Origin of the sequence: Halomonas sp. SIMBA_159 (genome assembly GCF_046536035.1) — a bacterium.
GTDB lineage: Bacteria > Pseudomonadota > Gammaproteobacteria > Pseudomonadales > Halomonadaceae > Vreelandella > Vreelandella venusta_A.
On record NZ_JAWJBT010001450.1, the window covers coordinates 1 to 241 of the forward strand.

The 241-nt window shown below is 49.8% G+C and carries 1 protein-coding gene; it reads left to right on the forward strand.

The features are described from left to right. The coding region (locus R0J87_RS24030) for a GntR family transcriptional regulator (RefSeq protein ID WP_498889551.1) at window positions 1-241 on the forward strand (241 nt) is incomplete at both ends.

Genomic DNA, 241 nt, shown 5'->3' on the forward strand with positions numbered 1-241 from the left:
TGGTGAACGACGGATTGCTGTACCGTGAAAAAGGGCGGGGCACATTTGTCGCTTCGCCGAAAGTGGAACAGCCGCTGATCGGCATGACGAGCTTTACCGAGGACATGCAGTCACGCGGCATGGTGCCGGGCAATAAATTGATTCGTTTCGAAAAAATCACGCCTAGTCCGGATATTGCCAAAGAGCTCCAGTTGGACAGTGAAGAACAAGTTTTTTATGTGGAAAGAATCCGTTATGCAGA